Origin of the sequence: Microbacterium sp. PAMC21962 (assembly GCF_019443465.1) — a bacterium.
Lineage (GTDB): Bacteria > Actinomycetota > Actinomycetes > Actinomycetales > Microbacteriaceae > Microbacterium > Microbacterium hominis.
On sequence record NZ_CP080381.1, the window covers coordinates 2851176 to 2874221 of the forward strand.

21 protein-coding genes are annotated in these 23046 nt (G+C 71.8%); 12 read left to right on the plus strand and 9 right to left on the minus strand.

Going from position 1 to position 23046, the window contains the following annotated elements; genetic code table 11:
* Positions 1-153: 153 nt before the first annotated feature.
* Together KY498_RS13480 and KY498_RS13485 are read left to right on the plus strand one after the other, a co-directional pair.
* Positions 154-813 carry a TetR/AcrR family transcriptional regulator gene (locus tag KY498_RS13480; RefSeq protein WP_191009122.1) on the plus strand — a complete coding sequence of 220 codons (660 nt, stop codon included), beginning with the start codon at positions 154-156 and terminating at the stop codon, positions 811-813.
* Positions 810-1244, plus strand: a complete 435-nt coding sequence (locus tag KY498_RS13485) for a PaaI family thioesterase (protein WP_223848747.1) — start codon at positions 810-812, stop codon at positions 1242-1244. The genes KY498_RS13480 and KY498_RS13485 overlap by 4 nt, the downstream gene beginning before the upstream one ends.
* A gap of 30 nt (positions 1245-1274) precedes the next feature.
* Here KY498_RS13485 and KY498_RS13490 read toward each other — a convergent pair whose 3' ends face one another.
* Positions 1275-2453, minus strand: a complete 1179-nt coding sequence (locus KY498_RS13490) for an ATP-binding protein (protein ID WP_191009121.1) — start codon at positions 2451-2453, stop codon at positions 1275-1277.
* Between the two features lie 70 nt (positions 2454-2523).
* On the opposite strand from KY498_RS13490, the gene KY498_RS13495 reads away from it, so the two are divergent.
* From KY498_RS13495 to KY498_RS13505, 3 genes are all read left to right on the plus strand, one after another.
* Positions 2524-3063, plus strand: a complete 540-nt coding sequence (locus tag KY498_RS13495) for a YaeQ family protein (protein ID WP_101306940.1) — start codon at positions 2524-2526, stop codon at positions 3061-3063.
* A gap of 144 nt (positions 3064-3207) precedes the next feature.
* The gene (locus KY498_RS13500; protein WP_101306939.1) at positions 3208-3927 is read left to right on the plus strand and encodes a VIT family protein; all 720 of its coding nucleotides are present in this window, start codon (positions 3208-3210) and stop codon (positions 3925-3927) included.
* Between the two features lie 1097 nt (positions 3928-5024).
* Positions 5025-6035 carry a tocopherol cyclase family protein gene (locus KY498_RS13505; protein WP_191009120.1) on the plus strand — a complete coding sequence of 337 codons (1011 nt, stop codon included), beginning with the start codon at positions 5025-5027 and terminating at the stop codon, positions 6033-6035.
* 149 nt (positions 6036-6184) lie between these two features.
* On the opposite strand, the gene KY498_RS13510 is transcribed toward KY498_RS13505, so the two are convergent.
* Both KY498_RS13510 and KY498_RS13515 read right to left on the minus strand, forming a co-directional pair.
* Complete coding sequence (locus KY498_RS13510) at positions 6185-7195, minus strand: NADP-dependent oxidoreductase (RefSeq protein WP_191009119.1); 1011 nt, start codon at positions 7193-7195, stop codon at positions 6185-6187.
* Between the two features lie 78 nt (positions 7196-7273).
* Positions 7274-7660, minus strand: coding sequence for a DUF1304 domain-containing protein (locus KY498_RS13515; RefSeq protein WP_191009118.1), 387 nt, complete (start codon positions 7658-7660; stop codon positions 7274-7276).
* A 75-nt stretch (positions 7661-7735) separates the two neighbouring features.
* Between KY498_RS13515 and KY498_RS13520 the strand changes: the two genes are divergently transcribed.
* The 5 genes from KY498_RS13520 (at position 7736) to KY498_RS13540 (ending at position 12743) form a co-directional block, all read left to right on the plus strand.
* Complete coding sequence (locus KY498_RS13520) at positions 7736-8329, plus strand: TetR/AcrR family transcriptional regulator (RefSeq protein ID WP_191009117.1); 594 nt, start codon at positions 7736-7738, stop codon at positions 8327-8329.
* Between the two features lie 310 nt (positions 8330-8639).
* Positions 8640-10190, plus strand: coding sequence for an APC family permease (locus KY498_RS13525; RefSeq protein WP_060960620.1), 1551 nt, complete (start codon positions 8640-8642; stop codon positions 10188-10190).
* Between the two features lie 80 nt (positions 10191-10270).
* Entirely contained in the window at positions 10271-11497 is a 1227-nt protein-coding gene (locus KY498_RS13530) for a saccharopine dehydrogenase family protein (RefSeq protein ID WP_191009116.1), read from the plus strand.
* Between the two features lie 44 nt (positions 11498-11541).
* Positions 11542-12237: an SDR family oxidoreductase gene (locus KY498_RS13535; RefSeq protein ID WP_191009115.1), complete on the plus strand. Its 696-nt coding sequence runs from the start codon at positions 11542-11544 to the stop codon at positions 12235-12237.
* Positions 12234-12743, plus strand: a complete 510-nt coding sequence (locus tag KY498_RS13540) for a glutaminase (RefSeq protein ID WP_191009114.1) — start codon at positions 12234-12236, stop codon at positions 12741-12743. Before KY498_RS13535 ends, KY498_RS13540 begins: the two co-directional genes overlap by 4 nt.
* A gap of 47 nt (positions 12744-12790) precedes the next feature.
* Here KY498_RS13540 and KY498_RS13545 read toward each other — a convergent pair whose 3' ends face one another.
* Positions 12791-13396 (minus strand): sugar O-acetyltransferase, encoded by a 606-nt coding sequence (locus tag KY498_RS13545; protein ID WP_060960624.1) that lies wholly within the window; start codon positions 13394-13396, stop codon positions 12791-12793.
* Between the two features lie 63 nt (positions 13397-13459).
* On the opposite strand from KY498_RS13545, the gene KY498_RS13550 reads away from it, so the two are divergent.
* Entirely contained in the window at positions 13460-14974 is a 1515-nt protein-coding gene (locus tag KY498_RS13550) for an alpha-N-arabinofuranosidase (protein WP_191009113.1), read from the plus strand.
* A 72-nt stretch (positions 14975-15046) separates the two neighbouring features.
* Here KY498_RS13550 and KY498_RS13555 read toward each other — a convergent pair whose 3' ends face one another.
* Genes KY498_RS13555 through KY498_RS13570 form a run of 4 tightly spaced genes read right to left on the minus strand, consistent with a single transcriptional unit; the run spans position 15047 to position 20589 of the window.
* Entirely contained in the window at positions 15047-17368 is a 2322-nt protein-coding gene (locus KY498_RS13555) for a glycoside hydrolase family 3 protein (RefSeq protein ID WP_191009112.1), read from the minus strand.
* Between the two features lie 5 nt (positions 17369-17373).
* Complete coding sequence (locus KY498_RS13560; protein WP_060960627.1) at positions 17374-18273, minus strand: carbohydrate ABC transporter permease; 900 nt, start codon at positions 18271-18273, stop codon at positions 17374-17376.
* Positions 18270-19271 (minus strand): carbohydrate ABC transporter permease, encoded by a 1002-nt coding sequence (locus KY498_RS13565; protein ID WP_060960651.1) that lies wholly within the window; start codon positions 19269-19271, stop codon positions 18270-18272. The genes KY498_RS13560 and KY498_RS13565 overlap by 4 nt, the downstream gene beginning before the upstream one ends.
* 28 nt (positions 19272-19299) lie before the next feature.
* The gene (locus KY498_RS13570) at positions 19300-20589 is read right to left on the minus strand and encodes an ABC transporter substrate-binding protein (RefSeq protein WP_101306930.1); all 1290 of its coding nucleotides are present in this window, start codon (positions 20587-20589) and stop codon (positions 19300-19302) included.
* A 170-nt stretch (positions 20590-20759) separates the two neighbouring features.
* Here KY498_RS13570 and KY498_RS13575 point away from each other — a divergent pair, with 170 nt between their 5' ends.
* Entirely contained in the window at positions 20760-21758 is a 999-nt protein-coding gene (locus KY498_RS13575; protein ID WP_060960629.1) for a LacI family DNA-binding transcriptional regulator, read from the plus strand.
* 60 nt (positions 21759-21818) lie between these two features.
* On the opposite strand, the gene KY498_RS13580 is transcribed toward KY498_RS13575, so the two are convergent.
* Entirely contained in the window at positions 21819-22991 is a 1173-nt protein-coding gene (locus KY498_RS13580) for an ROK family transcriptional regulator (protein WP_061782450.1), read from the minus strand.
* Between the last annotated feature and the right edge of the window lie 55 nt (positions 22992-23046).

The following is a 23046-nucleotide window of genomic DNA, read 5'->3' on the forward strand; positions in this document are numbered from 1 at the left end:
TCCGCCCCCATCGGCGGATCCGCTCATCGGGGTTGATTACCGAATGATCGTTCAGTAATAATGACAGAGGTCCCGACGCCGGGGCAACCCGCCGCCGCCGGATGCGGGGACGCGCGCCGCCGGACCCGATCGGCGCAGTGCCAGACTGGAGCGATGACCGTGCACGCGACCGCGCCGCAGCCGGAGACGGCCACCCCGCCGGCGGCTGCGCGCCGAGGGCGGCCGGGGTACGACCGCGCGCAGGTCGTCGAGATCGCCGTCCAGCTGTTCAACGAACAGGGCTACGACGCCACGTCGGTCGCCGATCTCGCCGGACGGCTCGGCCTCACCAAATCGGCGCTCTACCACCACGTCGACTCCAAGGAGTCGATCCTGAGCACCGCGCTCGACGACGCGCTGACGGCGCTCGAGTCGGTGCTCGACGAGGCCGCGGCCGCGGACATACCGCCGATGGAAGCCCTGCGCGCCGTCGTGCGCGGGGCGGTGCGGGTGCTCGCCGCCCGGCTCCCCCAGGTGACGCTCCTGCTGCGGGTGCGCGGCAACAGCGACGTCGAGCGCGCGGCGCTGGAGCGCCGCCGCCTGTTCGATCAGCGCGTCACGGCCCTCGTCGAGGACGCGCAGGCCGCCGGCGCCATCGCCGCCGACATCGACGCCGCCGTGGCGACCCGCCTCGTCTTCGGCATGGTCAACTCGCTCACCGAGTGGTACCGGCCGGGCGGTCCCCTCGACCCCGATGCGATCGCCGACGACGTGCTGCGCATCGCCTGGGACGGCCTGCAGCGACGCCCGACCGATGCGGCGGCGACGCGGTGAGCAGCCCCGCCGACCCCTCGGCGCTGCGCGCCGGTCCGTACGAGCCCTGGCGCATCGTCCCGGGTGCCCTCGACGAGAAGCTCGGCATCGTCGTCCTCGAGCAGAGCGTGGCGGCCGTGATCGCCGAGATGCCCGTGGCGGGCAACACGCAGTCGCTCGGGCGCCTGCACGGCGGGGCGAGCGCGGCGCTCGCCGAGGCGGTCGGGTCGTGGGCGGCGCTCGTCTACGCCTCCACGTTCGGCAAGGCGTGCGTCGGTGTCGACCTGAACATCACGCACCACCGCGGCGCGCGCGAGGGCGTCATCCGTGCGACGGCCACCCCGCTGCATCTGGGGCGTCGTTCGACGGCGCATCAGATCGTCGTCACGCACGAGGACGGCGCCCACCTGGCCACCGCCCGCATCACGAACTTCCTCATCGACCCCGAGTGAGCCCCGCGCCGATGCCGCAGGCGAGCGCTCTCACGCCGCCGGCAGCGTCACCCGCACGCGCGCTCCGCCGAGCGCGCCGTCCTCGATCGCGATGCGCCCGCCGTGCGCCTGCACGATGCGCCGGCAGGTCGCGAGTCCCAGCCCCAGCCCCGGCACGTCTCCCGGGTCGCCGCGCTCCATGACCTCGAACACGCGCTCGCGCAGCTCGGGGGCCACGCCCGGTCCGTTGTCGTCGACCGTGATCGTCCACCCGGCCGGGCCCACCTGCGCGTCGAGGTCGACGAGGGGGGAGACCCCGGCGGATGCCGCGAACTTCAGCGCATTGGCGAGGAGGTTCTGCAGCAGCACGGCGAGGAGCGTCGGGTCGCAGACGATCGCGTCGTCGGGCTCGATGCGCACGGTGATCGCGGCGTCGAACGCGGCCACCGCCCGCTCCAGGTCGGCGACCACGCCCTCCACGATCACACCGAGCGCCGCGGGCTCGCGGTGGGCCTCCGCCCCGCCCACGCGCGCGTACGCCAGCAGTTCGGTGATCATCGTGCCCATGCGGGATGCCGCGGCATCCGCTCGCCCCAGCGCCCGCACCGTCCGTGAGCCGTCGCCGTCGTCCAACCCGTCGAGGGCGAGGTCGAGCTGGCCCATGAGCGCGGTGAGGGGGTTACGCAGGTCGTGGCTGATCTGGCCGGCGAAGTGCGCGAGCTGATCGTTCGAGCGCTCCAGCTCGTGGGTGAGCCGGCGGAGCTCGAGCACCTCCACGGCCTGCCCGGCGAGGAGGTCCAGCGCGGCGCTCTGCTCCGTCGTCAGGGTGCCGGTCGTGTCGTCGAAGACGCACAGCGTGCCGATCGCGACGCCCGCGGGGGTGATGAGGGGGCTGGAAGCGTAGAAGCGCACGCGGCCGCGCTCGCCGGTGACGAACGGGTTCGCCGCGAAGCGCTCGTCCGCGCGCGCGTCGCTGACGAAGACGTGCCGGGCGTCGGGCAGCACGACCGCGCACATCGAGTCCTCGCGATCGCAGATCGCCCCCTCCACCCCCGACGTGGCCACCTGGTACTGGTATCGGTCGTCGATGATGTTGACGGCCGCACCGCTCACGCGGCACAGGGTCGTCGCGAGGCGAGCCAGGCCCTCGAGGTTCGGCTCCGCCGGAGCACCGACGATGCGGTAGTCGGCGATCGCCTCGGTGCGCGCCGCGGCATCCGTGATCGGCATGGGTTCTCTCCTCCTGGCTGCGACCAGGATAACGGCGGCGTCGCGGCGGTCGGCCGCCTAGGCTGGAGGGATGGCGACCGGCGCGGTGATGCACACCTTCGATGTCCAGGTGGCGGATGTCGACCGCGGCGTCTACGAGGAGCTGTCGCTGCGCATGGCGCGGCATCCGTCCGAGACCGACGCCTTCATGGTCACCCGTCTCCTCGCGTACTGCCTCGAGTACGTGGAGGGCATCGCCTTCACCGAGGGCGTGTCGGCCACCGACGAGCCCGCCGTGCTCGTGCGCGACGCGACCGGATCGATCACCGCCTGGATCGAGGTGGGTGCCCCCGACGCCGACCGGCTGCACCGCGGCAGCAAGCTCGCCGACCGCACCGTCGTCTACAGCCACCGCGATCCGGCGAAACTCCTGCCCCTGTGGGCGGGCAAGAAGATCCACCGCGCCGACGCCATCGTGCTGCGCACCTTCGACCCCGGCTTCGTGGATGCCGCGGCCGACGCCGTCGAGCGGCGCAACGCCGTCACCCTCTCGGTGACCGAGGGCCAGCTGTACCTCGACGTCAACGGGACGAGCCTCTCGTCGGCGCTGCACGAGCATCCGCTCGCCTGACGGCGCGTTTCGACGCGCTGCGCTCGCTCAACGGCCGGGGGGCGTGGGGGTGGCGGCCGGGGGTGGCGGGGGTGACGGGCACGGGCGAGTTCGCTTGGGCTTGCCTTGCTGGCGGACCCGCAGCGGTCGGCCTACGGTGACGGTATGAGCGAGATCGACTCCTCCCACCCCGACGAGCCGCACCGCACCGGCATCGCGCAGCGACTCAACTGGCTGCGCGCCGGGGTGCTGGGCGCGAACGACGGCATCGTGTCGACGGCCGCGGTCGTGGTCGGTGTCGCCGGTGCGACCTCGGAGGTCATGCCCGTGCTGCTGGCCGGATCGGCCGCGCTCGTCGGCGGCGCGATCTCGATGGCGCTGGGCGAGTACGTCTCGGTGTCCAGCCAGCGCGACACCGAGCGCGCGCTCATCGAGAAGGAGCGCAAGGAGCTCGCCGACGATCCCGAAGCCGAGTTCGTCGAACTCGTCGGGCTGTACCGGGCGCAGGGACTGAGCGAGGAGACGGCGACGCGCGTCGCGACCGAGCTCACCGAGCGCGATGCGCTGTCCGCGCACCTCTCGGCCGAGCTCAACATCGATCAGGACGACGTCGTCAGCCCCTGGCACGCGGCCCTCGCGTCGGCGATCGCGTTCACCGTCGGCGCCCTCCTGCCGATGGCGACGATCCTGCTGCTGCCGCACCCGGCGCGCCTCATCTGGACCTTCATCGCGGTGCTCGTCGCGCTCGCCGTCACCGGCTACCTCGCCGCCTGGCTCGGCGGGGCCAACCGCGGTCGCGCCATCATGCGCACGGTGATCGGCGGGGCGCTCGCGCTCGGGGCGACCTTCCTCGTCGGCACGCTGTTCGGGACCGCCGTCGGCTGACCCCGTCCCGCGGCATCCCCCCTGACGCAACTGCAAGGCCTGTCAGGCGACACACCGGCGCGGATGCCGTGGCCACGGCGTGTCGCGCCGGATCCCTTGCAGTCCGGTCGCGCTGGGCCCGGTCGCCCGCGCCGCCTTCACGCCCGGTCGTTGAGCGAGCGCAGCGAGTCGAAACGCTCCGCCCCGCGGCATCCCCCTGACGCAACTGCAAGGCCTGTCGGGCGACACACCGGCGCGGATGCCGTGGCCACGGCGTGTTGCGTCGGGCCCCTTGCAGTTCGGTCGCGCTGGGCCCGGTCGACCGCGCCCCCGCCCCCACGCCCGGTCGTTGAGCGAGCGCAGCGAGTCGAAACGCCCCGCGCCGCGGCATCCCCCTGACGCAACTGCAAGGCCTGTCAGCCGACGCGCCGGGGCGGATGCCGTGGTCACGGCGTGTTGCGTCGGATCCCTTGCAGTTCGGTCACGCTGGGCCCGGTCGCCCGCGCCGCTGCCACGCCCGGTCGTTGAGCGAGCGCAGCGAGTCGAAACGCCCCATCCCGCGGCATCCCCCTGACGCAACTGCAAGGCCTGTCAGACGACGCGCCGGGGCGGATGCCGTGGTCCCGGCGTGTTGCGTCGGATCCCTTGCAGTCCGGTCGCGCGAAGCCCCCGCCCCCGGCCCCCGGTCGTTGAGCGAGCGCAGCGAGTCGAAACGCCCCGCTCCGCGGCATCCCCCCTGACGCATCTGCAAGGCTTGTCGGGCGACACACCGGCGCGGATGCCGTGGTCGCGGCGTGTCGCGTCGGGCCCCTTGCAGTCCGGCCGTGCTGGGCCCGGTCGCCCGCGCCGCCCCCACCGCCCGGTCGTTGAGCGAGCGCAGCGAGTCGAAACGCTCCGCCCCGCGGCATCCCCCTGACGCAACTGCAAGGCCTGTCAGGCGACACACCGGCGCGGATGCCGTGGTCCCGGCGTGTCGCGTCAGATCCCTTGCGGTCCGGTCGTGCTGGGCCCGGTCGCCCGCGCCCCCGCCCCGGCGCGCGAAGACCCCGCCCCCACGCCCAGTCGTCGAGCGAGCGCAGCGAGTCGAAACGTCGCGGGCCGGGCGTAGGGTGAGCCGCATGCGGACTCCGATGGCGTATCTGCGGGGGGCGCGGCATCCCGAGGCCTTCCACGGCCGCGGGGCCGGGCGGCCCTTCTTCGAGGGTTGGTACGTCAAGCTCGTCACGGCCGACCGGGCGCAGCGCTGGGCGGTGATCCCGGGGGTCTTCCGCGGCGACGGGCGCGGCGGGATGCCGGTGGACGAGGCGTTCGTCCAGGTGCTCGACGGGGTCTCGGGGAGGTCGTGGTACCACCGTTACGATCCGGCGGAGTTCTCGGCATCCGATCGACGGTTCGAGGTGCGCGTCGGGGCGAACGTGTTCGACGCCGAAGGTGCGGTGCTCGATCTGCCGCAGCTTCGCGGGCGGATCTCGTACACGACGGCCCTCGAGCCGTGGCCGGTCACCGCCCGCGAACCCGGGATCATGGGCTGGTACGGGCTCGTGCCGTTCATGGAGTGCTTCCACGGCGTCGTCTCCTTCGGGCACGGGCTCGCCGGCACGCTGGAAGTCGAGGGCGCGGAGGTCGCGTTCGACGGCGGCCGCGGCTACATCGAGAAGGACTGGGGTCAGGCGTTTCCCGCCGGCTACGTCTGGCTGGCGTCGAACCACATCGACACGGTCGACGACGCGCCGACGGATGCCTCACTCGTGGCATCCGTGGCGATCATCCCGTGGCTGCGCGGATCGTTCCGCGGGTCGATCGTGGGGCTTCGTCACAGCGGCCGACTGCACCGCTGGACCACCTACAACCGCTCCCGCGAGCGCAGCCTGCAGATCGACGACGATCGGGTGCGCTGGAGCATGAGCGGACCCGACGGGCATCTCGAGCTCGAGGCCGAGCGCGTGCGCGGCGGGCTCCTGCACGCGCCGCTGCGCACCGCGATGCACCAGCGGGTGGAGGAGACGCTCGACGCCCGGGTGATGATCCGGCACACGGATGCCGCCGGGCGGGTGCTGCTGGAGGGCGTCGGTGCGTGCGCCGGGCTCGAGGTCTTCGGCGACACCGCCCGGCTGCTCGCCCTGCGCTGACGCCCGCGGGGGGCGCTCGGCCGGCCGGAGCGCAGCGGGTCGGCGCGCGGGGGTGCCCACGACGCGAATCGGGGCCGCGATCCGCCGTGACGGTTGTCACAGGGCGGACGCGACCCCGATGCGGCGGGCCTCCGCGGGTCGGGTGCGGCTCAGATGCGGACGAGCATCTTCCCGGTGTTGGCGCCGCGCATCATCGACAGGAAGGCGTCGACGGTGTTCTCGATGCCGTCGACGATCGTCTCGTCGTAGACGATGCCGCCGTCGGCGAACCAGCCCGACATGTGCTGCTGGAACTCGGGCGCGAGGTGCAGGTACGCCGCGAGGGTGAAGCCCTGCATGGTGAGGGCGCGGGTGATCATGTTCGACATGTTGTCGGGGCCCGGCGTGCGCTCCGTCGTGTTGTAGCCGGTGATCGCGCCGCAGAGGGCCGCGCGGCCGCCGTCGTTGAAGACGTCGAGGGCGGCTTCGAGGTGGTCGCCGCCGACGTTGTCGAAGAACACGTCGATGCCCTCGGGGGCGGCCTCGGCGAGCAGCGTGCGCACGTCGCCGGACTTGTAGTCGAAAGCGGCGTCGTAGCCGTACTTCTCGGTGAGGAGGGCGACCTTCTCCGCCGTCCCGGCCGAGCCGATGACCCGGCCGGCGCCGAGGCGCTTGGCGATCTGGCCCACGGCGGTGCCCACCGCGCCGGCGGCGCCCGAGACGAAGACGGTGTCGCCGGGCTTCAGGTGCGCGATCGCGGTGAGACCGACATAGGCGGTGAGGCCGGTCATGCCGAGGATGTGCAGGTTGAGCGACAGCGGCACGCCGGGGATCTCGGGGATGGCGCGGAAGGTCGCGGCATCCGCCTGCACGATGTCCGCCCATCCGTGCTGGTGCAGCACGACGGCGCCCACCGGAAGGTCGTCGGATGCCGAGGCCACGACGCGTCCGACGGCGCCGCCGGTGATGGTCTCGCCGAGGGCGTACGGCGCGACGTAGCTGCGGGTGTCGTTCATGCGTCCCCGCATATAGGGGTCGACGGACACGAACTCGTTGCGCACGCGCACCTCGCCCGGCTGCGGGGCGCCGTAGGTGACCTGCGCGACGTGGAAGTCGTCGTGCGTCGGCCACCCCACGGGGCGGGCGGCGAGCTGGATCTGGGTGCTGGTGGCGTCTGTCATTCGTTCTCCTTGTGGGATGGGGTCGGGCTGTGCGGGTCGGAGCCCGGTGGGTGGGGCGGGAGGGGGACGCGAGTGGCGTCAGATGAGAAGGCCGATGGCGAGCGCGATCACGCCGAGCGCGGGCAGGACACCCTGCTTCAGCGCGGCGGACGCCTTGTCGGGGCTCGACAGCAGCAGGACGAGCGCCGCGGCGGCCATGGAGCCGGCGCCGGCGAAGACGAGAGCCGCTCCGGGGGCGGTGGCGCCCGTGGCGAAGAGGATGACGCCGGCGGCGACGAGGATCGCGAGGAACAGGTTGTAGAACCCCTGGTTGAACGCCATCTCGCGCGTGGCCTGGGCTTCCGTCTCGCTCGTGCCGAACGTCGCCCGCGCCCGGGGGGTGGTCCACGCGATCGACTCGAGCCAGAAGATGAAGACGTGCAGGAGTGCCGCGAGGGAGGCGAGCACGAGACCGACGATGACCATGGGGGATCCTCCTGTTTCTGAACTGACTGGTTCAATATATACTGAAACGGTCGTTTCGGAAAGTGGGCGGATGCCGTGGCCAGGAGTCGTGAGTTCGATCGTGCGGCGGTCGTGCGCGCCGCACGGCAGTTCTTCTGGGAGCACGGATACGAGGACGCGTCCATCGCGGGGCTCGAGGCCGCCACGGGGCTGAACCGCTCCAGCATCTACAACGCTTTCGGCTCCAAGCGGGGACTGTTCGACGAAGCCGTGCAGAGCTATCTGGACGAGATCGTCCGTCCGCGTCTGGCTCCCCTCCAGGCCGCTGCCGTCGAGGAGCGGGCGCTCGCCGAGTATCTGCGGGGACTCACCGCCGCCTTCGGCCGGGTCGGGTCCATGCCCGCCACCCACGGCTGCCTCCTCATCAACGCCGCCGGCGCCCCGGTGTCGCGCGACGCCGAGGTGGCCCGCGTCATCGAGGACTACCGCGCCGAGCTGCACGCGGCGATCTCCCGCGGAGTCGACGCCGCGGTGCCCGCGGCATCCGCTGTCGGGCGCACGCGTCTCGGCGACGCCGTGACGGGTCTCGTCGTCGCCGCGTTCGCGCTCGTGCGCACGTCGCCCCGGGAGGCGATCCGCGGTCTCGAGACGGCGGCCGCCCTGGTGGACGCCGAGGGCGCCACCGCCTGACTGCCGGAGTGGTGCGCCTTCGGGGTGCTGCGGGTGGCCGAACTGCAAGGTTTCGCGCGCGGCGCGCCGTGGCGGCGGCATCCGGTGCGGCGTGTCGCCCGGGAGGCCTTGCAGTTGGGTTTGGGGGATGCCGGGACTCGCCCCGCCCCGCGCCCCGCCCCCAACCCCGGAATGTACGCGGGGGCCGGATGATCGGCGCAGATTCGCCCTCGTGTCGACCGCGCTCGCGTGCGCTCTCGTTCTAGTCTTCCCTCACCGCGTCACTGGGGACGTCGGCGCACGCATGATCACGCGAGGGCGGAGAAGAGCGATGAGCGACTTCGGCAGCACCACACCGATCCACCTGGAACGCGGCGAAGGCAAAGGCCTCGCCGCCGGCACGCTGGGCCTGTGGGGGTCGACCGTCATCGGTCTGGCATCCACCGCCCCCGTCTACTCCCTCGTCGCGACCCTGGGCTTCGTCGTGCTCGCCGTCGGGGGCCAGGCGCCGATCGCGTTCATCATCGCCTTCGTGCCGATGCTGTTCATCGCGTTCGCCTATCGCGAGCTCAACAACGAGATCCCGGACTGCGGCACCACCTTCACCTGGGGGACAAAGGCGTTCGGTCCGTGGGTGGGATGGATGGGCGGCTGGGGCGTCGCGGTGGCCGGCATGGTCGTGCTCGCGAACCTCGCGCAGATCGCCTCCGTCTACTTCTGGGACCTCTTCGGTCTGGAACTCGAGAACAACGACTGGCGCATCGTGCTGGTCGCCGTCCTGTTCATCGCGGCGATGACGTGGGTGAGCTGGCGCGGCGTGGAGATCGGCGAACGGATCCAGAACGTGCTGCTCGCCGTGCAGTACCTCGCGCTGGCGATCTTCGTCGTCGCTTCGCTCTGGCAGTTCTTCGCCGGGTCGGCACCGAACCCCACGCCGTTCGACTGGAACTGGCTGAACCCCTTCGCCTTCACCGACTTCCACGGCTTCACCGAGGCGGTGCTGCTCGCCCTCTTCATCTACTGGGGCTGGGACACCTGCCTCGCCCTCAACGAGGAGACCAAGGACCCCAAGCGCATCCCGGGTCGTGCGGCGCTGCTCACCACGATCATCCTGCTGTTCACCTACGTGTCGGTGACGATCGCCGCGATGATGTACGCGGGGCTCGGCGAGGACGGCACCGGGCTGGGCAACGCCGACAACGCGGACGACTTCTTCCTCGCGATCAAGGACGGACTGCTCGGCCCGTGGGGCTGGCTGCTGGTGGTCGCGGTGCTGATCTCGGCGGTGTCCTCGACGCAGACGACCATCCTGCCCACCGCCCGCGGCACGCTCGCGATGGGCGTCTACCGCGCGCTCCCCGCGCGTTTCAAGACCGTGCATCCCGTGTACAAGACGCCCTCGTTCTCCACGATCGTGGGCGGCACGGTCGCCATCTGCTACTACGTCGGCATGACGCTGATCAGCGACAACATCCTGCAGGACTCGATCCTGTCGCTCGGGCTCGCGATCGCCTTCTACTACGCCATCACCGGCTTCGCCTGCGTCTGGTACTACCGACGCGACCTCGGCCGCTCCGCGCGCGACCTGTGGCTCAAGGGCATCTTCCCGCTGCTGGGCGCCCTCATGCTGACGTTCGCGTTCGTGCAGTCGGCGATCGACATGTACGACGTGGACTACGGCAACTCGGTGCTGCTGGGCATCGGCGGAACGTTCGTGGTCGGCATCGGAGCCCTGCTCGTCGGCGTCGTGCTCATGTTCGTCTGGTTCGTCTTCCCGCGCTCGAAGCCGTTCTTCCAGGGGCGGGCCCTCAACCGCGAGACCCCCGTCCTCGTGCCCGACGAGCCGGGCGACATCGTCCGCTCCATCGACGGCGGCATCTGACCTCCCCGGCTCCCGGTCGGGCTCGAGCGGCCCGCGCCGGCCCGGCATCCGCACCCTCATCACCACGACTAAGGAACACCATGCGTATCCTCATCGTCGGCGCCGGCGGCGTCGGCTCGGCCGCCGTCCGCATCGCCGTGCGTCGCGACTTCTTCGAGAAGCTCGTCATCGCCGACTACGACCCGGCGCGCCCGCAGGCGCTCGTCGCCGAGGTCGCCGACCCGCGGGTGGAGGCGGCCCAGGTCGACGCCTCCCGTGCCGATGCGGTGGCCGGGCTCATCGAGGCGCACGGCATCACCCACGTGCTCAACGCCGTGGACCCCCGCTTCGTCATGCCGATCTTCGACGGCGCGCTCGCCGCCGGTGCGACCTACCTCGACATGGCGATGAGCCTCTCGACGCCGCACCCCGAGCAGCCGCACGCGCTGCCGGGGGTGAAGCTCGGCGACGAGCAGTTCGCCAAGGACGACCAGTGGAAGGATGCCGGTCGGCTCGCGCTCGTCGGCATCGGCGTCGAGCCGGGGCTGTCGGACGTGTTCGCCCGCTACGCCGAGGATCACCTGTTCAGCGAGATCGACGAGCTGGGCGTGCGCGACGGAGCGAACCTCGTCGTCGCCGGATACGACTTCGCGCCCTCGTTCTCGATCTGGACGACGATCGAGGAGTGCCTCAACCCGCCGGTCATCTACGAGGAGGACCGCGGCTGGTACACGACGGCGCCGTTCAGCGAGCCCGAGGTGTTCGACTTCCCCGACGGCATCGGCCCGGTCGAGTGCGTCAACGTCGAGCACGAGGAGGTGCTCCTCATGCCGCGGTGGACCAAGGCCAAGCGCGTGACCTTCAAGTACGGGCTGGGCGACGAGTTCATCGGCGTGCTGAAGACGCTGCACAAGCTCGGTCTGGACAGCACCGAGAAGGTGAACGTCAAGGGCGTCGAGGTGTCGCCGCGCGATGTCGTCGCCGCGTGCCTGCCCGATCCGGCGACCATCGGCGACAAGATGAGCGGCAAGACCTGCGCGGGCGTCTGGGTGACCGGCACCGGCGTCGACGGCCGTCCCCGCTCGACCTACCTCTACCACGTGGCCGACAACGAGCAGACGATGCGCGAGTACGGCTCCCAGGCGGTCGTCTGGCAGACGGCCATCAACCCGGTCATCGCCCTCGAGCTGCTCGCGACCGGCGTCTGGACCGGCACCGGCGTGCTCGGCCCCGAGGCCTTCGACGCGAAGCCCTTCCTCGATCTGCTCGCGGCGCCGGCGCCCGGCGGCTACGGCTCTCCGTGGGGCATGGAGGACAAGCCCGTCTGAGCCGTCGGCGGACGCGGGGGTGTCCGCGGTGGAAGGATGGACGGATGGCCACCCACGTGATCACCGGAGCGGGCTCCGGCATCGGCACCCTCATCGCAGAGCGGCTCGCGGCGCGCGGCGACCGGCTCGTGCTGGTCGTGCGCGACCGCGCGCGGGCGGACGACCTCGTCCGCGCGTTCGCCGGCAGCATCCCGATCGTCGCCGACCTCGCGCACCCCGAGACGATCGCCGACGCGGTGCGGGATGCCGACGGCATCCCCGACCGCATCGACGCGGTGATCCACGCGGCGGGCATCGTGGAGCTCGGGCGGGTCGGCGACCTGCCCGTCTCGGCGTGGACGAGCCAGCTGGCCGTCAACCTCGTGGCGCCCGCCGAGCTCACCCGCGTGCTGCTGCCCCGGGTGCGTGCGGCACGCGGTCAGGTGCTGTTCATCAACTCGGGAGCCGGTCTCACCGCGCATCCGAACTGGGCGGCGTACGCGGCATCCAAGCACGGGCTCAAGGCGCTCGCCGATGCCCTGCGCGGCGAGGAGGCCGAGCACGGCGTGCGCGTCACGACGGTGTACCCCGGGCGCACCGCGACGCCCATGCAGGCGGAGGTGCATGCGCAGGAGGGCGCCGCCTACGACCCCGACCGGTGGATCGACCCGGCCTCGGTCGCGACGGCCGCGCTCACGGCGCTCGATCTGCCGCGCGACGCGGTCATCAGCGACCTGACGGTGCGGCCCGGCCCACGATGACCGTCCCGTCCGCGTCCGGCGCCGACGTCCCCGTCGGGCCGGGACTGCTCGATGCGATCCTCGACGACGCCCGCCGCCGGCTCGCGGGCACGCCGAAGGAGCGGCTCGGCGACTGGGCGCACGCCCGCCGCCTGCTCGGGTTCGGCCGCGCGCCGCGCATCGTGCCGGTGGGTGAGGCGTGGCACGTCGGCGTCCTGCTGATCGGGGATGCCGACCTCTTCGCGACCGGCGAGGTGCTGCGCGCCCGCACCGAGGCGATCCGCGGCTACACCGCCGAGGCGCAGCGCGCCCGCTCCGAGCGTGCCGCCGCCGCGGCGCGCGGCGGGTTCGCCGACGGCGAGGTGCTGCACCTCGGTGCGACGGCGATCGACCTCGACGCGGTGCGCCGCGGGGAGGCGTCGGGTCCGCTGGCGCTGGTCGACGGCATCCCGCTTGTGACGTGGACGCCGGCCGGCGCGCGCCGGCCCCTGGCGGACTACCTGGACGATCAGCTCTCGCTGCGCTGACCCTCGCCCCGCGGATGCCACGCCCTCCGGCGCGCGGGTGCCGCGCCTCAGACGTCGGCGCGGATCGGCCGCACGACGCGGCACGGGTTGCCCACCGCGACGACCCCGGCAGGGATGTCGCGCGTGACCACCGATCCGGCTCCGATGATGCTGTCGCTGCCGATCGTCACGCCCGGCAGGATCGTGACCGAGCCGCCGAGCCAGACGTTGTCGCCGATCGTGACGGCGGACGCGCGCTCCCATCCCTCCCGGCGGAGGGTCGGATCCTCGGCGTGGTTGGGCGTGTAGATGCTGCAGCGGGGCCCGATGAGGCAGTCGGCGCCGATCGTGACGTAGCCGCCGCCGACGACGAGGAAGTCCTTGTTGAGGAAGGTGCGGTCGCCGATCGTGAGCCCGATGCCGTAGTCGAGGTTGAGCGGCGGACGGAAGTCGATGCCGGATCCGGCGCCCGGCACGAGCTCGTGGAACAGGCGCTGGGCCTCGGCGGGGTCGTCGAAGAAGATCCGGTTGATCCGGGCGCACGTCGACTGGGCGTGCCAGGTGAGATCGGGCAGGGATGCCGAGGCGCGGTAACGGATCCCGTCGCCGGCGAAGAGCGCGCGCACGTCCGCGTCGTCTGCGATCAGCGCGGCGAGATCCATATTTGTTGTCATACGGAACATATTAGTGGGAGGATGGCCGTACGGCGATGTCGCCGCAGAACAACGGGAGCCGTCATGACCATCGCCCGCGCCGCCGTCGACCTCGACGTCACCGGTCCGCAGATCAGCCGCCACCTCTACGGGCACTTCGCCGAGCATCTCGGCCGGTGCATCTACGGCGGCTTCTGGGTGGGGGAGGAGTCGCCGATCCCGAACGAGCGCGGCATCCGCCTCGACGTCGTGGAGGCCCTGCGCCGCCTGCACGTGCCCAACCTCCGGTGGCCCGGCGGATGCTTCGCCGACGAGTACCACTGGCGCGACGGCGTCGGGCCCCGCGATGAGCGCCCGACGATGGTCAACACGAACTGGGGCGACGTCGTCGAGGACAACGCGTTCGGCACGCACGAGTTCATGGACCTCTGCGACCTGCTCGGGGCCGAGCCCTACGTCAACGGCAACGTCGGCAGCGGCACGGTGCAGGAGATGAGCGAGTGGGTCGAGTACCTCACCCGCTCCGGCGACAGCCCGATGGCGCGTCTGCGCCGCGAGAACGGTCGCGACGAGCCCTGGCGGGTGCCGTTCTGGGGCCTCGGCAACGAGGCCTGGGGGTGCGGCGGCCACATGACGCCGGAGTACTACACCTCGCTCGCCCGCCGGTACGCGACGTTCTGCCGCGAGCACGACGGCAACCGGCTGTACCGTATCGCCGCGGGCGCGGCCGACGACGACGTGCGCTGGACGCACGCGCTCATGGCCTCGGCGACGTCGTCGAACGCGCCCGACCCGCAGCCGTCCCCGTTCCAGGCGATCTCGTTCCACTACTACACGCACGCCGGCACCGGCATCCAGAAGGAGTCGGCCACGACGTTCTCCCGCGACGAGTACGTGCGCACGATCGGCAAGGCCTACGAGATCGAGCGCGTGATCCGCGCCCACGAGGCGGTCATGGACGCCTACGACCCCGAGCGGTCGATCGACCTCGTGTGCGACGAGTGGGGCACCTGGTGGAGCGTGGAGCCCGGCACCAACCCCGGCTTCCTCTTCCAGCAGAACACGGTGCGCGACGCGCTGGTCGCCGGCATCCACTTCGACGTGTTCCACCGCCACGCGGCTCGCCTGCGCATGGCGAACATCGCCCAGACCCTCAACGTGCTGCAGGCGATGATCCTCACCGACGACGACGGCGGGCTCGTGCTGACACCGACCTACCACGTGTACGAGATGAACGTCGGCCACCACGACGCGCAGTCCGTGCCCGCGCACGTCGTGTCGGTTCCCTCCGTCGGCGTCGACGGCGCGGAGCTGCCGGCGCTGTCGCTGTCGGCATCCACGAAGGACGGCGCGGCGCTCCTGTCGCTCACGCACGTCGGCGTCGACGGCCCGCTCGCGGTCGAGATCGACCTGCGCGGCCGTGCCGCGACGCTCACCCGCGCCCGGGTGCTCACCGGCACGGACGCCGCGGCCCACAACACGCCGGCGAGCCCCGACGTCGTCCGCCCGGTGCCGCTGGACGCGGCGATCGACGACGGCGTCCTGCGCCTGCAGCTGCCCCCGCACGCCTTCGCGACCGTCGAGCTCGCCCTCGCCTGATCGACGCGTGAGAACGGCCCGCCCCGGGAGGGGCGGGCCGTCCGATCGAGCGGCGGAAGAGACGAGAGACCGCTACTCGACGTGGGTGGCCACGGTGCGCGCGTCCGCGGCGGTGACCCGGTGCACGTCGCCCGTGAGGGTGACCGTCGCGGCCGTCTCGCGGTCGGCGACCGACGCGCCGACCCACAGGTCGACGCGGCCCGGCTCCACGATCCGGATGCCGCCCCGTCCCGTGAACGCCAGGCGCGCCGTCGGCACGTCGAAGCGGACCGTGGCGGACGCCCCCGGTGCCAGGCTCACCCGCGCGTAGCCGAGCAGCTGCGCGACCGGGCGGACGACGCTCGCGTGCACGTCGTGCGCGTACAGCTGCACGATCTCGGTGCCGGCGCGGTCACCGGTGTTGGCGACCGTCACGGTCACCGTCAGCTCGTCGCCCGCGGCGACCTCCTCGGGTGCCGACAGGCCCGTGCGCGCGAAGGTCGTGTACCCGAGCCCGAAGCCGAAGGGTCGCACCGGCGTGCTGTCGGCGCTCGTCACCTCGCTGTCGCCGCCGAGGATCGGATGCAGGTACGAGAACGGCTGCGCGCCCGCCGACCGTGGCAGCGAGACGGGCAGCCGCCCCGACGGGGCGACGGCGCCCGTGAGCACGCGGGCGATCGCCGTGCCGCCCTCCTCGCCCGGGAAGAACGCCTGCACGACGGCTGCGGGGGCCGAGCCCGCGTCGCCGTCCAGCGCCCAGGCCAGAGCGTAGGGCCGGCCGGTGACCACCACGAGCACGACCGGCGTGCCCGTCGCGGCGACCGCCTCGGCGAGCTCGCGCTGCACCCCGGGCAGCTCGAGGCTCTCCGCATCGTTGCCCTCGCCGACCGTGCCGCGTCCGAACAGCCCGGCCCGGTCGCCGACCACGACGATCGCCACGTCGGCGGATGCCGCGGCATCCACCGCGGCGGCGAAGCCCGAGCGGTCATCGCCCTCGACATCGCAGCCGGCGACCGACACGATCGCGGCCTCCGGCAGCTCGGCCCGAAGGGCCTCGGCGACCGTCGGGATCGCGAACCCGTACGGCGTGCCCGGGTGGTGGGCCAGCACGTGGTTGGCGAAGGAGTAGCAGCCCATGAGCGCCGACGCGTCGTGGCCGTTCGGCCCGATCACGGCGACGCGCCCGGGACGGGCCAGCGGCAGCGTGCCGTCGTTCGACAGCAGCACCAGAGAGCGCTCGGCCAGCTCGCGCGCGACGGCGCGGTGGGCGGGGGAGTCGAGGTCGACGGCGGTCGGCGGCGCGCTGTCGTCGGGATCGAGCAGGCCGAGCTCCTCCTTCTGCGCGAGCACGCGCGCCAGCGCGCGGTCGACGAGCGCCTCGTCGATGCGACCGTCGCGCAGGCCTTCCCGCAGCGGGGTCGCGTACGCGTCGCCGCTGGGCAGCTCCACGTCGATGCCGGCCGTCAGGGCCAGGCGCGCCGCCTCGGTGCGGTCGACGGCGACGGCGTGCATCGTCTGGAGGAACGCGATCGCGAAGTAGTCCGACACCACGACGCCGTCGAAGCCCCACTCGCCGCGGAGCAGATCGGTGAGCAGTCGCGGATCGGAGGCGACGGGGATGCCGTCCACGTCCGTGTACGAGTTCATCACCGACCGCGCCCCGCCGTCGCGCACCGCCATCTCGAAGGGCGGCAGGAACACGTCGGCGAGCTCGCGCGGACCGGCGTGCACGGGTGCGTGGTTGCGACCCGCCTGCGACGCGGAGTAGCCGACGAAGTGCTTCAGGGTCGCGTGCACCCCGGCATCCTGGATGCCGCGGACGTAGGCCGTCGCGATCGTGCCCACGACGTACGGGTCTTCCGAGATGCACTCGTCCACCCGCCCCCAGCGCGGATCGCGGATGACGTCCAGCACCGGTGCGAGGGTCTGGTGCACGCCCAGCTCGCGCATCGTGTCGCCGATGAGGCGCCCCATGCGCTCGACGAGCTCGGGGTCGAACGCGGCGCCCCACGCGAGCGGCGTCGGGAAGGTCGCCGCCTTCCAGGCCGCGAGACCCGTCAGCGACTCCTCGTGCACGATCGCGCCGATGCCGTGGCCCGATGCCGCGCGCAACCGCTGCTGCTGCTCCCACAGCCAGCTCGCGCGCTCCGCGGCATCCACCGGCCGGGTGCCGTAGACGCGTGTGAGGTGACCGAGCCCGTGGGCGGAGGCCTGCTCGTACCGGTCGGAGGCGGTCGTCGCGCCGGCCCTCATCTCGTCGGCCAGGGGTGCCACCGCCTCCTCGCCCTGGTCGACCCAGAAGCCCACCAGCTGCGCGACCTTCTGGTCGGGCGTCATGTCGGCCATGAGGGCGGCCACCCGTGGCGAGACCGGCTGGACGAGACGGCGGTCGAGGGAGTTGTCGGAGATCGTCATGCGGATCAGCCCTTCACGGCGCCCGTGAGGCCGCCGACGATACGACGCTCGAACAGGCTGAAGAACAGCAGCGCGGGGAGCATCGACAGAGAGGTGAAGGCCAGCACCTTGGCGGTGTCGACCGAGTACTGGGACGAGAACGCCTGCACGCCCAGCGGCAGGGTGAAGCTCGCCTCGTTGTTGAGGATGAACAGGGGCAGCAGGTAGCTGTTCCAGCTGCCGATGAACGCCAGGATGCCGACGGTGATGACGCCCGGCACCGACAGCGGCAGCACCATCCGCCAGAAGAAGCCCAGGCGGCTGCACCCGTCGATGAACGCGGCCTCCTGGATCTCGTCGGGGATCGCCCGGAGGAACGGCACCAGGATGATGATGGTCGTCGGCAGCGCGAACGCGATCTGGGGCAGGATGATCCCGGCCAGCGAGTTCATGAGACCGAGGTCGCGGATCACGATGTACAGCGGGGTGATCGCGACCGTGATCGGGAACATCAGCCCGGCGGCGAACAGCGCGTAGAGCGCGCCGCGCCCGCGGAACGGGTAGCGCGCGATGACGTAGCTCGCCATGAGTCCCAGCGCGACGACGCCCGCGGTGGTGGCCGTCGCCGCGATCAGCGAGTTGAGCACCTGACGCCAGAACTGCGGACCCGTGAGCACCGTGAGGTAGTTCTGCACGTTCCACGGGTCGGGCCAGCCGGCGGGATCGACCGTGATCTGCGAATTGCTGCGGAACCCGCCGATGACGATGTAGAGCACCGGGGCGAGCATGAGGGCGATGACGACGAGCGCGATGAAGTAGACGAGCGGGCTGCCCCAGGGCAGGCGCTCCTTCGCGCGGCGGCGTGCGGGCCCGCGGCCGGCGGCGCCGGTCGCGAGGGTGGCGGTGTCGACGGTGAGCGCGCTCATCGGGTCTTCTTCCCTTCGGTGATGGCGCCGGCCGTGTCGCGGCGCAGCACGAAGCGCTGGTAGATGAGGGCGACGACGAGCGAGATGACGAAGATGACGACGGCGACGGCGTTGCCGAAGCCGAAGTTGCCGGCGTTGCGGCCGTTGACGACCATGTAGGTCGCCATCGTGGAGGTGCCCGCCGTCGAGGCGACGTACTGGCCCCAGATGATGTAGACGAGGTCGAACAGCTGCAGGGCGCCGATGATCGACAGGAACGCCCAGATGCGCAGGGTGGGCGCCAGCAGCGGCAGCGTGATGCGCCAGTGGGCCTGCCAGTATCCCGCGCCGTCGAGGGCGGCGGCCTCGTAGAGCTCCTCCGGGATGCCCTGGAGCCCCGCGAGGAAGAGGATGACGGCGAAGCCGACGTACTTCCAGGTGAGGATGGCCATGAGCGTCCAGATGGCGATCGCCGGATCGGAGATCCAGTCGTGGGCGAGCGCGCCGAGCCCCCAGCTCTCCAGCAGGCCGTTCAGCGCTCCCTGTGTCTGCAGCATGAGCCCGAAGCCCGTGCCGACGACGACCTCGGCGATGACGTACGGCACGAAGATGAGGACGCGGATGAGGGACTGCCCCCGCATCCGGCGGTTCAGCAGCAGTGCCAGCAGCACCGCGACCGGCCCCTGCAGCACGATGGAGGCGATGACGATGAAGCCGTTGTGGCCGAGCGCCTCGAGGAAGGTCGGATCGGTGAGGATCGTCAGATAGTTCTGCAGGCCGACGAAGTCGGTGGGGGCGCCGTAGCCCTGCCACCGGAAGAAGCCGTAGTAGGCCGCCATCGCGACCGGGAAGATCACGAAGCCGAGGAACATGATCAGCGCCGGCCCGACGAGCAGCGCGATCTCGAATCTCCCGGCCCAGCCCAGTCCACGGGGACGGCGGCGCGGCGTGGGCGGGGGCGGCGTCACGCCGCCCCCGCCGTGCTGCGCGAGATCCGTCTCCGGGTCGGTGACGGCCACGGAGGTCTCGCGGAGGGACACGATCCGATCAGCCCTTCTTGGCCGCGTCGGTGACCGACTGGATCATCTGCTGCGGGTTGCTCTTGCCCGCGAGCAGGTCGACCACGGCCACGTTCAGCGCGTTGCCGACGTTCTGGCCGAGGACGGTGTCGAGCCACTGCGAGACGAACGGCGCCTTGTTGTAGGCGGCGAGCACCTCCTGGAGGTAGGGCTCCTTGACGGCGGCCTGGGCGGTCTTGTTGACCGGCGGGGCGCTGAAGGCCGCGTAGTACGCCTCCTGCTGGTCGGCCGACGCGATGAAGTTCAGGAAGTCCGCGCACTCCTTGGGCGCCTTGGCCGAGCACGAGTATCCGTCGACGCCACCCATCATCGATCCCGGCTCACCCTGACCGCCGGAGACCTCCGGGAAGGGGAACCACGCCAGGTCGGGGAGGGGCTTCTCGTCGGGGGTGAGCGAGGCGATCACACCCGGGTCCCAGGCGCCCATGAGCTCCATCGCGGCCTGGTGGTTGGCGACGAGACCAGCGGAGCTGCCGGCGCCCTGCTGGGCGGAGGTGGTGAGGAAGCCCTCGTTGAACGGCTTCGTCGCGGCGAAGTCGTTGAGGTCTTCGGCGGCCTTCAGCCAGCATCCGTCGCTGAAGTCCTTCGAGTCGCCGGTCTTCTCGATGGTCTGGGGGCTGCACTCGCGCAGGGCGAAGTTGTAGTACCAGTGCGCGGCGGGCCAGGCGTCCTTCGCGCCGAGCGCGATCGGGGCGACGCCCGCGGTCTTGAGCTTGTCGACGGCCGACTCGAGGTCGCTGATCGTCGTCGGGGCGGTCGTGATGCCCGCCTTGGTGAAGAGGTCGGAGCTGTACCAGAAGCCGCTCGGCAGCACCGCCAGCGGCATCGCCCAGATCTTGTCCTGGTAGGTCTCGGCCTTGAACGAACCCTCGGAGATCTCGGACTTCGCGGTGTCGCCGATCTTGTCGGTGAGGTCCATGAGCTGGCCCGCCTGCACCATCGCCGCGAGCTTTCCGCCGCCGCGCTGCAGGAAGATGTCGGGAGCGTCGCCCGCGTTGAGGGCGGTCTGCAGCTTGCCGTCCATGTCCTCGTTCTGCACCGACTGCATCGTGATGGTGACGTTCGGGTTCGCCTTCTCGAAGGCCGCGATGGCGTCCTTCCAGAACTGCTGGCCGGGGCCCGTCGTCGAGTTCTGCCACAGCGTCATCTCGACCTTGCCGTCGGCGTTGGTGTCGCCCGACCCGCCGCTGCAGGCGCTCAGACCGAGCGTGCCCGCGACCAGGAGCGCCGCTCCGGTCAGGATCTTGTTCGCCTTCATGTGATTCCTGTCCTCCTCATTGAGCCTCACCCCGGTCATTCGGGGCACGGAGTATTCCGGTGAACGCGTTCGGGCCGGAATGAGCACCAGTGTGACCATTTGTTGTCAACGACGTCAAACGTTTTCAAAAACCTTTTCAATAACGTTTCCGCGCCCGTAGTATCACCCACGTGAGTCGCAGAGCCACCATCCATGACGTCGCCGCGGCCGCCGGTGTGTCCGTGGCCACGGTTTCCAAAGCGGTCAACGGTCGATACGGCGTGGCGAGCGAGACCGTGTCGCGCGTGCTCGACGCCGTGGCCGAGCTCGGGTACGAGTCGAGCCTGGTCGCCAGCAGCATGCGCTCGCGCCGAACCGGCGTCGTGGGCGTGCTGGTGTCGGACTTCGAGCCGTTCAGTGCCGAGGTGCTCAAGGGCGTCGGCGCCGCGCTGAGCGGGCATCGCTACGACCTGCTGGCCTACAGCGGCGCCCGCGACGCCGACCCGCAGGGGTGGGAGCGGCGCTCGCTCAGCCGGCTCAGCGGCACGCTGATCGACGCGGCGATCATGGTCACCCCGACCGTGGTGGGTGTGAACGCCGACGTCCCGATCGTCGCCGTCGACCCCCACGCGGGTCGGGTGGACATCCCCTCGGTCGAATCCGACAGTCTCACCGGCGGCTTCGAGGCGACGATGCACCTCATCGAGCTCGGCCACCGCCGCATCGGCTACCTCGCGGGCCGCCCCGAGCTGCGCTCCTCGGAGATGCGCGAGGCGGGCTACCGCCGTGCACTGCGTCAGTCCGGCATCCGCTTCGATCCCGCCCTCGTGGCCGTCGGCATGTACGATCCCGACACGGTGCGCGTCGTCGGTCGCGCCCTGTTGCAGCAGCCCGACCGCCCGACCGCGGTGTTCGCGGCCAACGACCGCACCGCGCTCGGACTGATCGACGTCGCGGCGGAGCTCGGGCTCGATGTCCCGGGGGATCTGTCGGTGATCGGCTTCGACGACATCCCCGAGGCATTCCTCACCGCGCGCCCGCTGAGCACGGTGCGTCAGCCCATCCAGCGTCTCGGTGCCGAGGCGGCGCGGATGCTGGTGACCATGCTGGCCGGGGCCACCCCGGAGGCGACGCACCTGGTGCTCCCGACGCGCCTGATCCCGCGGGCGACGACCGCTCCGCTGCGCTGACGCACGGCCCGGTCGCCGCCGTCCGGGTGCGCGGCGCCGGTCGCTCCCGGCGTCGGGCCGTCACGCGGGCGTGAGCGGATCGGTCAGCAGCGCCTCGAACGCGATCTCGGCGGCGCCGACGAGCAGGCGGTCGGGGCCGAGGTCGGCCGGGCGCAGCTGCAGGTCCTCGGCGTTCATCGCCATGGCCTGCGCGCGCACGGCGGACAGGAGGGCCTCGGCATCCTGATCCAGGATCGTCGCGAGGAAGCCGCCCAGCACGACGGTCGACGGGTTGAGAACGTTGACGGCGTTGGCGAGCGCCGTCGCCAGGATGCGGCGCTGGCGCTCGACCTCGGCGGCCACCTCCACACTGCGCGATTCGCGGATCGCCCGCTCGAGCGTCGGCTCGTCCGCGCTGTGCAGACCGACGACGGCGAGCAGTCGGGACCGGCTCACCTCGTCCTCCAGCGTGCCCTGCGCTCCGGAGCGGCGGTCGGCGGGCTGTGCGATCCCGGGGCGGTTCTGGCCCAGCTCGCCCGCGTAGCCGCCGGCGCCGCGCACGAGGCGCCCGCCGATCACCAGCCCGCCGCCGATGCCGCTCGCGCCGCCGTTGAGGTAGATCAGGTCGCTCACGTCGCGGCCCGCGCCGTACATGCTCTCGGCGAGGGCGCCGAGCGTGGCGTCGTTGTCGATCGCGACCGGCAGCCCGCTCGCGCGGGCGAGGGTGTCGCGCAGCGGCGCGTCGGTCCAGTCGAGGTGCGGCGCGCGGCGCACCAGGCCGTCGGCGGTGCGCACGAGGCCGGGCACGGCCACGCCGATGCCCGCGATGCGGTGGGCGGCGAGCTCGCCCCCGCGCCACCGGTCGGTGACGCCGGTCGTGAGCTCGACGGCCTGCGCGGCCGAGATCAGTCCCTCCAGCTCGATGCGCTCGCGCAGCACGATCGTGCGATCGAGCCCGATCGCCGCCACGGTGAGCGCGTCCACCTCGGGGTTCACCGCGATCGCGACGACGTCCGGCGCGGCCGCGACGGAGGGGGAGGGGCGCCCGACGCGGCGATGCACCTCCGGGGCGCCCTCGCTGGCGAGTCCCGCCGCGACGAGGTCGGCGACGAGGGCCCCGATCGTGGAGCGGTTCAGACCCGTCGACTCGGTCAGGGCGGCACGCGAGAGCGGGCCGTCTTCGTGCACGAGCCGCAGCACCCGTGAGAGGTTGGCGCGACGGACGCCCTCGACGGTTCCCTCTGCGCGTGCCACGCGTCCACCCTAGAGGCGCGGATGCCGGTGGGCGTGGTGGACGGAGGGTGCGTCG